This is a genomic window from Phormidesmis priestleyi ULC007 (assembly GCF_001895925.1).
In the GTDB taxonomy this organism is placed as follows: domain Bacteria; phylum Cyanobacteriota; class Cyanobacteriia; order Leptolyngbyales; family Leptolyngbyaceae; genus Phormidesmis_A; species Phormidesmis_A priestleyi_A.
Window position 1 is genome coordinate 1 of sequence record NZ_MPPI01000073.1, and the last position, 9,411, is coordinate 9,411.

The following is a 9,411-nucleotide window of genomic DNA, read 5'->3' on the forward strand; positions in this document are numbered from 1 at the left end:
TCTGAGTTTGAGAGCGTTAGTCTTAACCTCAACCCGTTGGGATCAATTCTGGAACAAGCTGAATCAATATGGCTTTTCCATTGCGCTCTAAGGGTATCAAATAAAGGTCGCACCCCTTCACTTTTGTCTTTCTCATCTCTCGAAGTCGTTGCTGAAGCTCTCGCAGGTTTGGAGAGTGTCCCCCATAGCGCCACTTCACATAGACTTGAGAAATGTGTTGAACCGTTTGGACACGATCGCCCATCTGCAACAATGTAAAGTAGAAAAAAGATGGCATCAGATTTGAGGTTTACATTTATGTCAAATACTGTTCCAGTCAGTCTTTCTCAAACTCAAATTGTCACCTTAGAAAGGTTTTACACGCTGAAGGAACGATCGGAGATTCTGAGATTTTTGGAAGGATCTCCAGCGATCGTTAACACTTTGCTAGAAGCCCCCGCTAGTATTCAGCATTACTTCCCCACTGAAAAGCTTTTTCTTGACATTAGAGTTGATCCAGAGCTTGCTGATGACATAGAAATAGTCCTGGTTATTTTGACGAGCCTTGATCCTCAAGAAGCACTTAAACGTTTAAGACATTTAGATCAAGATTGGTGGCGAGGAGTTTCACGTCAAGTGTGGGGCAAAATCTGTGTTTTGCTGGAGTATTCGGATGTCGTTTGACTGGAAACAATATCTGACGCTTGCAGAAGAACTCTCTAGAAAATCAACGACTCCTGCAAATCTAGAAGCTAGACAAAGAACAGCGATTAGTCGCGCCTATTATGCCGCCTTTTTGTCAGCACGAAATTATCTACGAGATTACAAAAAGCTTCCTGTTTCACAAACCGGGGAAGCTCATCGCGACGTTGCTCAACAATTTAGACTTAACGCCGAACCCAATAATCAAACGATCGCTGACAATTTGCGGCGACTAAGACTGTATCGAAATCAAGCAGACTACACGGATAAATTCCCTGGATTAATCGCGATCGCAGAGATTTCTTTAGAGTTGTCCCAAGAAGTTATTTTTATTTTAGAAAACTTGCAAAACTAGACTTTTCCTCTCTTTTTCTCATTTCTCGAAATCGTTGCTGAAGCTCTCGCAGATTTGGAGAGTGCCCCCCATAGCGCCATCTCACATAGGCTTGAGAGATGTCTTGAATCGTTTGGGCACGATCGCCCGTCTGCAATTCTTCTTGACGCGCATACTCTAGCGGGGTCTGAGTCGGGTGCTTACGCAACCCCTGTTTTGCTAACCAACTCAGCATCTGCTGATAAAGACTTTCCATCGGTGGCAATTTGCGGAGTCTGCGCCGATCGCTCCACTTTTGCCAGCCTTGCCAACTCAACCAACTCAGAAAACTCAATCCCGTTAATAGAATTAAGCCGCTAAATAGCCCGATCCAGCCTCGGAACAATAGCCCCACGAGCCATGAGAGGATGCCTCCCAGCCACTGCACGATCGTGCCAATCACGCGATTTAGCACACTCGTCACGGGCGACGGCAACCAGCCCGCAACCCACTTCCAAAACTTTTGCAGCACCGTGAAAGTTTGGTCTTCTTCGATCGACGGCGGAACCAGTTCGTGTCCTGGAATCGGATCGAACGCAAACCAGCCATAGTTGGGAAAATACACTTCGGTCATTGCATAAGCGTCGGTGTTTTTCACCTCATACAGTCCGGTGAATGGATTGAACTGACCCGGTGCAAACCCCGCTACGAGCCGAGCCGGAATTCCGATCGATCTCAACATCACCGTCAACGCAGACGAAAAGTGATCGGGGTAGCCACCTTTGAAGCCAAACAGAAATGCCTCTACGAGATCCTGATCTTTCGTCAAAGGTGGCATATCAGGCTGAATTGCGTATCGCTGCTTCAACGCCTGCGCCAAAAATAACGCTTTCTCATAAGGGGCCGTAATCGGCTGAGGCGAGGTTGCTAAAAGCTCTTCTGTACGCTTGCGGATTTTTTCTGAAGTTTTCTCAGGAATTTGTAGATACAAACTGCCATCAGGAACCGCCTCGATCGCCACTTTTTGCAACAAAGTCCGATCGCGATAAGGCACTTCTGAAATCACGGTATAGGTTAAGCCTTCTTGCAGTCCGACGGGCGATCGCAAACCCCCTTCTGCGTCAATCGCCACTTCTTGAGTCGGAAAATAAAGCTCTCTCGGCTGTGACAGTGCCGGAATCAAATTTGGCAACTCAGTCACCATCGTGTAGGTTTGAACGACCTCTTTTTTGCGACTGCGACTAAAGGTTTGAGGCAAATAAAACTGATATGACCAGCCAGGACGCTTGATGGTTTTCGTGTCGCGATTGCGCGAGAGTTCCCAGCCTTGACCTGTGTAGCGATCGAACGCCAACACCCGCCAAAATCCCTCAGCTTGGGAACGGACGCGCATCACGACTCTTGGCTTGAGTTGTCCTCGCAGATTTTGATTGATGCGATCGCTAAAGCCATAATAAAAATCTTCATCCATCTGCCCACTGTTGCTCTGTCCGCTCCCTTGTCCTGTTCCCGCTTTGCCGCCGCGCACATAGCCAGGATTGTTGACCCGGCTGTTGTCAAACTTCCCCTGAGTTGCAATTTGAGAACTCATCGGAAAGCTTCGCAGTTGGTAGCCAGAAAATCGGGGCATCACGGCAAACACCGTTAGCCCCAGCGCCAAGGTTAAGAAAAAGGTCAACGGTAGAGCCGCAAAGTTGACCTTGCGGAGTTTGGCTTTTGTGGGAGTCGATCGCGTTAGCCCTAGTCGTGATCGATAGTCCATCACTAAGACAGGGAGCGCGATCGCCAAAAACACCAGCAGCATTCCGCCAAATGCCATCGTTTGACTCAGAGTGCTAGCAACCCCGATCAAAATAATGCCGATCACCATCGAGTAGCCCAAGTCTTTGCGGCGAGGCATATCAAAGCTGTGCAACACCTGAAGTTGAATCAGGAGTTCTGCCAATACCAGTCGCGTGTCATTGAGTTCTCGTCCGCCGATCATGCGGACAAAAAACGCCGCCAATGCGATCAGCATCCCGATCGCCAGCAAAAACTTAGTCGGAATGTTGCGCTCACGGCGACGCATCCAACTCCAAGTAGCTCCCAGCAGACTGAGCGGCACTGCCCAAAGGCTAAAGGTGGTATCGGCGGCAAGATCGGTCGCCACAATTCCGACACTCACCAATACCTGAGTCAAGATCCTAAACAGAATCGACTCTTCGGGTTCTGGCATTGGCAAGGCTTTAACTCGTTGCCACCATGACTGTCTCATTTAGAAAGGGTAAAGGGTAGAAAGATACATTTAAGGTTCATAGTGCCCCTGTGCACCCAGAGGCGACTGAGAATGCTCCACCTGACTCTACCAATTTCTTTCTAGCTTTTTACCCTTTATTACCCTTTACCCCTTCTTCTATCCGGCGCTCATAGGGCGAATCGCAAAAGTCATTACGTCTGCTTCGCCTAAACGCACTTCTAGTGGGTAAGTGCGATTAAGACTCAACTCCCGAAGTTCTACACTCAGACTGCCCGCGTCTTTACGATCTGCCAGCGCTTGCCACTGCTCTCCCTGAAACTGCAAGCTTCCACCGCAGGGTAGTTCTGCTTTAATTTGAAGTCGCCCAGTTTCCTGACCAAACTGGTACTCGGTCTTTAACGTGAGGATGCCTCGATCGGTGAGCCATTGCCGCTCGATCGTCGGCTGTTTGGGCGAGACGGTTAGCGTCAGCGCACTCATAATCTCGCGGGCTGCCAGCAGTGACAACGCCATTTGCTGAGTTTCGATCGCGTCCTCATATTGACTGGGTAACTCTGCGCCTGCTTCGGCGGCAAGCTGCTGCAAGCTAACCGCAGTTGAACGGGCGGGAGACACCATAATGTATCCAGCCACATCGTTCAACAGCCGCGATTGCCCTGGGAAAAAGGAATCCACCGCTTTAACAAGCTTGGCACCTTCGCGTAGAGGGGACAGTAAGACTGACTGACATTGCTCTAACAGGTCTAAAAGCACGAGTTCAGGCAGGGGGACAGGCAAACTGAGACGACGAAGTTGAGCCATCCACAGTGAGGCGGCTGAAAAAACAGGTTGCTTAACTTCAGAGTCCGCTGTTTCCGAACCGTAATCGGAGATTTCTTTTTCCCAGGGGAATAGAGGCGGCTTGTTTTGGATCTCAATCTGTAGACGATTTTTCAGCAGGGTATAAAAACGGTCTTGCACAGCAGGTATTTCTCCCGGTTTTAGTAGCATATCCTCCTCAAAGGGGCTGTCAGGATCGAATGACATCTCAGAATCTAAGCGCTGCGGGTCAGTCAGATCATCCTGCATGGCGGCGGCAACAATTTTTAAGTCGCTGCCGTCAACCACGTCAGGAGGGGTCAAACCAAGTTCCTGCAAAAGTTTTAGGTAACTTTTCTGTAACGCTTCCGAGTCACGATCCATTGTGATAACACCCTATTCATGAGGAGATTGGCTTCCTCCGGAATCTTGGTCATTCCGAATTTCCCAAGCCTGTTCTAGCAGTTTAAACCACTGTTTCTGAACTTGGTTAATGGTGCAGCCCAGCGTCTGCGCGATCGCCGCGTCGGGCATTTTTTGCTGCTTCATCTTCAATAGCGTACCTTGCTGGGGCGTAATCTGCTCTTGCAGCGCTTGCCACTGCTTGTTAGACAAGCCCAGATTGCGCTCTAAGTCAACTTCTAGCCATTGGTGGACGAGTTCCCAATGATGAGAAAAAGCAAACCTGATTAAATGGTATTTAAAGCGCTGCTGTAAGTAATCTCGTTGGCGCGGGGTTAGCTTGAGAATTTGCTCAATCTCGTTAGCTGGGAGATCTTGCAGACGCAGCACAAAATATTCAATGCAGTCTGCTTGTTTGCGCTCTTCTAGATAGGCGACCAGTTCTTTGATCACCGTTTGGCGCAGGGTGTCTTCTGGCAATTCTGGCTCTTGAGCGACCATCTGCTCTCGAACTTGCTGAATCGATGCCACATTCCACGGAGTTTCAGACTCTAACAGAGTGCCCTCGGCTGCCCGTTCTAAATCGACCAGCGTCTCGGTGGGCTGCTGCTGTGAGAAGGTTTGTGCCCGCAGAATAATCAACTGTTGATTGCGGTTCCCAGGAAGCGGAATTCGCCGTTTGCCGTAGCGCTCTGTAAACGCCATATATTCGGCTAGCTCTATGAGCGTGCGCGGCGTATAAGTCGGGCCCAGTTGAGTTTCTCGCCGAAAAGCGGTTAACGCTTCGACATAAAACCCTTGCAGGAAGTCTTCGATCAGCGTCAGACGGGCTTGATAGCTCGCTTGGCTCATAGACGGGTTAATGTATCGATAAACGACAGCACTTAAGTTGCTGTGCAGCTCGACCCGCCCCCGCACCGAACCCAGACTATAGTAGGTCAGACATTGCTGAAGTCGGTGCCGTGCTAGAGCGGTTGCCCAAGCGTCTGCTTCTCCAGAGGCTTGAATGCGCTTACTTTCGGTGCAGATGCGACCGACTTCTTGGGTTAAGCGATCGGCAACGCCGTTACAACTTCTTTGCTCAGATGCAGTGGTTGCCTGTTTCAATTCGCTCAATAGCATTTGAAAGATTGCTTCCACGCTCTGGCAAACATCCCCAACGATTTCTAAGGTCTTACAAATCAATTGCTTTCTCTCAATTTTGGGACAGCTAGATCACAATGATAGGTAGAAGAAACCCTGATTATTTTGGATGGATTTGGCAATGGACTTAGACCAACAAACTCAGGCGCTCGTTGAAGGTGCCCCTCAAGATGGCTCAACCCCTCAACTGGTTGAGTCGATCGCGCCAGCGCTTAAAATCCTGGCTCAACGATTGCGGCATTTGCAATATTACGTGATGCAAACGTTAGATGACAGTTGGGTCATGACGACCCTGGGTCATCGTACCGAATCAGAGATTGAGAAAAACGTGATTTATGCGTTTCCCACTTTAAAGGATGTGGCAGCAGGCCCTTTTGCGCTTTCCGATCCGAATATGATTGCGGTGCCTGTTCCGGTCATGGATATTTTGTTTCAAATGCTGGCAATGACGAGTATTTACAGCATTATCTTTTTTGAAACACCAGGGAATGTGACGATAGGAACAGAAGTGCAACGAGCCGAATTGGAAACCTTAGTCCATCAGTTTTTGCAAAGTCAGGTAGATGCAGATACTCAAGTCAATATTCCGAGTGATATTGCTTAAGTATTTTCTGGCTAAGTTAGGCGCTCATTTAATCAAGTTTGGGACTGTTGATCTTGAGAAATAATTCAGAAAAAATCTTCTTGAAATCTCATGTCTCCAGTCTCTTCTCGAATCAAGTTAAAGCAGCACCCCGGTCAACCGTATTACTTACGGGTTCTTACTGATTGTACCTACGGATGGGCTGTTTTAAGGGAGAATCAGATATTCAAACAGAATCCTTATATTTTAAGGCTCCTAGTTCATCTAATCTTTATACGATCGCTCCTGCTAGAAGCGATTACCTACGTGGTAAAAACGGTTACGTTTAATACAGACTCTTGAAACTTATGGACTAAAAATCGGTGAAAACTACGCGAATTGAATGAGGTTTCTAAGAGATTTGGCGGAGGTTTATTAATTCAAATTAACGATTTCTGTTTAATCTTTATCAATGCTTTAAGTGGCGTTTTAAAAAGATAAATTGAGCATGGGTGGAGATGTTTGTAAGAGTTGCAGTGATCACATCAAACAAAGATTTTGAGATGGAATAGATAACAGGCATTAGGCGGCTCCTACTGCTGCGATCGCGGCCTCTAGGGCGATCGCCACATGAGTCCAATGAGTCCCACCCTGACAAAACACGACGTAAGGCTCTCTTAAAGGCCCATCGGCAGAGAATTCGGAGGTGCTGCCGTCAATAAAGGTGCCGCCCGCCATCACAAGTTGGCTTTCATAGCCGTGCATCTCACCTGGAACGGGGTCGAGATAGGAACCGATCGGAGAGTGGTTTTGAATCGCTCGACAAAAGGCAATAATCTTCTCTGGTGAACCGAGCTTGATCGCTTGAATCACATCCGATCGCGGTGACATTGGGAGTGGATTGACCGGATAGCCCAACTGCTCAAACACATAAGCCGTCAGATGATTGCCCTTAATCGCTTCTCCGACCATCTGAGGCGCGAGAAACAATCCTTGAAACAGAAGCCGATTTAAGTCAAAGGTCGCTCCCCCAAAGCTGCCCACACCCGGAGCCGTGAGCCGACAGGCAGCCGCCTCTACTAAATCTGCTCGACCTGCGATATAGCCCCCTGTGGGCACGATCGTCCCGCCTGGATTTTTGATCAGCGAACCTGCCATTAAATCTGCACCAACGGCAGTCGGTTCTCGATCTTCAACAAATTCGCCATAGCAGTTATCGACAAAGCAAACCGTATCGGGGTTTTGCTGCTTGACGAGATGGATGATTTTCTCGATCTCGGCGATCGTCAAACTGGGTCGCCATGAATAGCCGCACGATCGTTGAATCGACACGAGGCGAGTATTCGATTTGATGGCGTGAGCTAGGTTACTCCAGTCGATCATTCCTTCCAAAGTTAGATTCAACTGTCGGTAGTCGATGCCAAACTCTTTGAGTGATCCCTGCCCAGTGCCCCGCAGTCCGATCACTTCTTCGAGGGTGTCGTAGGGTGCCCCTGCAACCGCCAGCATTTCATCGCCGGGACGCAGCACCCCAAACAGAGCCGCCGCGATCGCGTGAGTGCCAGAAACAAACTGCACTCTCACCACCGCCGCTTCTGCTCCGACGATCTCGGCAAAGACGCGATCGAGCACTTGCCGACCCAGATCGTCATGCCCATAGCCCGTGACACCCGCGAAATGGTGAACGCCGATCCGATGATTTCGGTAGGCATTGAGGACTCTTGTTAAGTTTTTCTTGACCTGAGCGTCAATACCAGAAAAAATCGGGAGGAGTGCTTTTTCTGCTGCTTGTAGCTTTGTGGAGCTATCCATCACGGTGGTGTTGGGTTAGAACGTTAAAGTGGAGTGTGCGAATCGCTTGATCCCATTTGGGTTGTCTGTTCGATCATCGACTCTGACACGGCAAGGGAACCAAAAGATAGGGGAGTTTATTATACCTTCCGATCTTCTACTTCCTCCACTTTGAGATTGTGGATTGAATAATATCCGTTGCTTGCGATGGCAACGGGCACGGCAGTGCCATGCCCCCACATTTAATTCACGTTTCGCACAGACTAGGTACCTTGTTCCATATCGAGACTATTGCATGACTGTCGCAACTTCAAAACAACTCCGCCTCGATTTCCCTGTCATTTTATTTATGGCGGCGGTGCATATCGGGGCACTCTTTGCCCTGCTGCCTAGCAACTTTAGCTGGGCAGCCGTGGGTGTCGCTGTTTTCCTGCACTGGGTAACTGGCGGTTTGGGTATCACACTCGGATTTCATCGTCTGGTGACTCACCGCAGCTTTCAGACTCCTAAATGGTTGGAATATTTTTTGGTGACTTGTGGTGCGCTCTCTTGTCAGGGGAGTCCGATCGATTGGGTTGGCATGCATCGAATTCACCACTTAAATTCTGACCAGCCGTCAGATCCCCATGATTCTAATCAGGGTTTTTGGTGGAGTCACATGGGTTGGATGCTCTATGAGATTCCTTGTAGAGATCAAATTGCTCGCTTTACGAAAGACATTTGTGATGATCCATTCTATAAGTTTCTTCACAAAAATTTCTTTCCGATCCAGATCGCATTAGGCGCTGTACTCTATTTAATTGGAGGCTGGCCTTTTGTGGTTTGGGGTGTGTTTGTGAGACTGGTGGCGGTTTTTCACTGCACCTGGTTTGTTAACAGTGCCACTCATAAGTTTGGCTACCAGACTTATGACGCAGAAGATCACTCCAAAAATTGCTGGTGGGTCGCAGTTCTGACTTATGGCGAAGGCTGGCACAACAACCACCACGCTTACCAACATTCTGCCCGTCATGGCATGAAATGGTGGGAAATTGATATGACTTGGATGACGATCCGACTCTTACGATCGCTAGGGTTAGCCACAAAAGTGAAGCTAGCCGGAGAGGAATAGCGTCAACTATTGAAGGATGAATTCACTCTCGATTCATCCTTCAGTATCAGCACTTGATACCAACTCTGTCTGAGGCTGCCTAGGTTGCAGATATTGAAGTTCCTACCTGGTCTAGCTTTTGTATTGTTTTATCCTGTGCAACTTCACAGTGAATTGATCTGAATTGAAAGATGAGCTAGATCATAGAAATAATTGAGAAGTCCTGTCAGGATCGGAATAGAAGTGATGAGAATCTAGGTATGCTGGTTTTGACACAAACAACGGGTGCGACCTTTATTTGATACCCTTAGAGCGCAATGGAAAAGCCATATTGATTCAGCTTGTTCCAGAATTGATCCCAACGGGTTGAGGTTAAGACTAACGCTCTCAAACTC

Annotated in this window: 9 protein-coding genes; 4 read left to right on the plus strand and 5 right to left on the minus strand. The window is 48.4% G+C overall.

What is annotated here, in order from left to right:
* Positions 1-28: 28 nt before the first annotated feature.
* Positions 29-277: a DUF4129 domain-containing protein gene (locus BRW63_RS26320; protein WP_073075281.1), complete on the minus strand. Its 249-nt coding sequence runs from the start codon at positions 275-277 to the stop codon at positions 29-31.
* 20 nt (positions 278-297) lie between these two features.
* Here BRW63_RS26320 and BRW63_RS26325 point away from each other — a divergent pair, with 20 nt between their 5' ends.
* Entirely contained in the window at positions 298-663 is a 366-nt protein-coding gene (locus BRW63_RS26325; RefSeq protein ID WP_073075282.1) for an SH3 domain-containing protein, read from the plus strand.
* Positions 653-1,036, plus strand: coding sequence for a HEPN domain-containing protein (locus tag BRW63_RS26330; protein WP_073075283.1), 384 nt, complete (start codon positions 653-655; stop codon positions 1,034-1,036). The genes BRW63_RS26325 and BRW63_RS26330 overlap by 11 nt, the downstream gene beginning before the upstream one ends.
* Here the strand turns inward: BRW63_RS26330 and BRW63_RS26335 are convergent.
* The 3 genes from BRW63_RS26335 to hetZ form a co-directional block, all read right to left on the minus strand.
* Positions 1,011-3,248 carry a transglutaminase TgpA family protein gene (locus BRW63_RS26335; RefSeq protein WP_073075284.1) on the minus strand — a complete coding sequence of 746 codons (2,238 nt, stop codon included), beginning with the start codon at positions 3,246-3,248 and terminating at the stop codon, positions 1,011-1,013. The two genes, BRW63_RS26330 and BRW63_RS26335, sit on opposite strands and share 26 nt — an antisense overlap.
* 138 nt (positions 3,249-3,386) lie before the next feature.
* Positions 3,387-4,412, minus strand: a complete 1,026-nt coding sequence (locus BRW63_RS26340) for a hypothetical protein (RefSeq protein ID WP_073075285.1) — start codon at positions 4,410-4,412, stop codon at positions 3,387-3,389.
* Between the two features lie 12 nt (positions 4,413-4,424).
* The gene (hetZ, locus tag BRW63_RS26345; RefSeq protein ID WP_181314513.1) at positions 4,425-5,552 is read right to left on the minus strand and encodes a heterocyst differentiation protein HetZ; all 1,128 of its coding nucleotides are present in this window, start codon (positions 5,550-5,552) and stop codon (positions 4,425-4,427) included.
* 142 nt (positions 5,553-5,694) lie between these two features.
* Here hetZ and BRW63_RS26350 point away from each other — a divergent pair, with 142 nt between their 5' ends.
* Positions 5,695-6,177 carry a hypothetical protein gene (locus BRW63_RS26350; RefSeq protein WP_073075289.1) on the plus strand — a complete coding sequence of 161 codons (483 nt, stop codon included), beginning with the start codon at positions 5,695-5,697 and terminating at the stop codon, positions 6,175-6,177.
* 540 nt (positions 6,178-6,717) lie between these two features.
* On the opposite strand, the gene BRW63_RS26355 is transcribed toward BRW63_RS26350, so the two are convergent.
* Entirely contained in the window at positions 6,718-7,947 is a 1,230-nt protein-coding gene (locus BRW63_RS26355; protein ID WP_073075287.1) for a methionine gamma-lyase family protein, read from the minus strand.
* Between the two features lie 274 nt (positions 7,948-8,221).
* Here BRW63_RS26355 and BRW63_RS26360 point away from each other — a divergent pair, with 274 nt between their 5' ends.
* Positions 8,222-9,037, plus strand: coding sequence for an acyl-CoA desaturase (locus tag BRW63_RS26360; RefSeq protein WP_073075288.1), 816 nt, complete (start codon positions 8,222-8,224; stop codon positions 9,035-9,037).
* Positions 9,038-9,411: the final 374 nt, after the last annotated feature.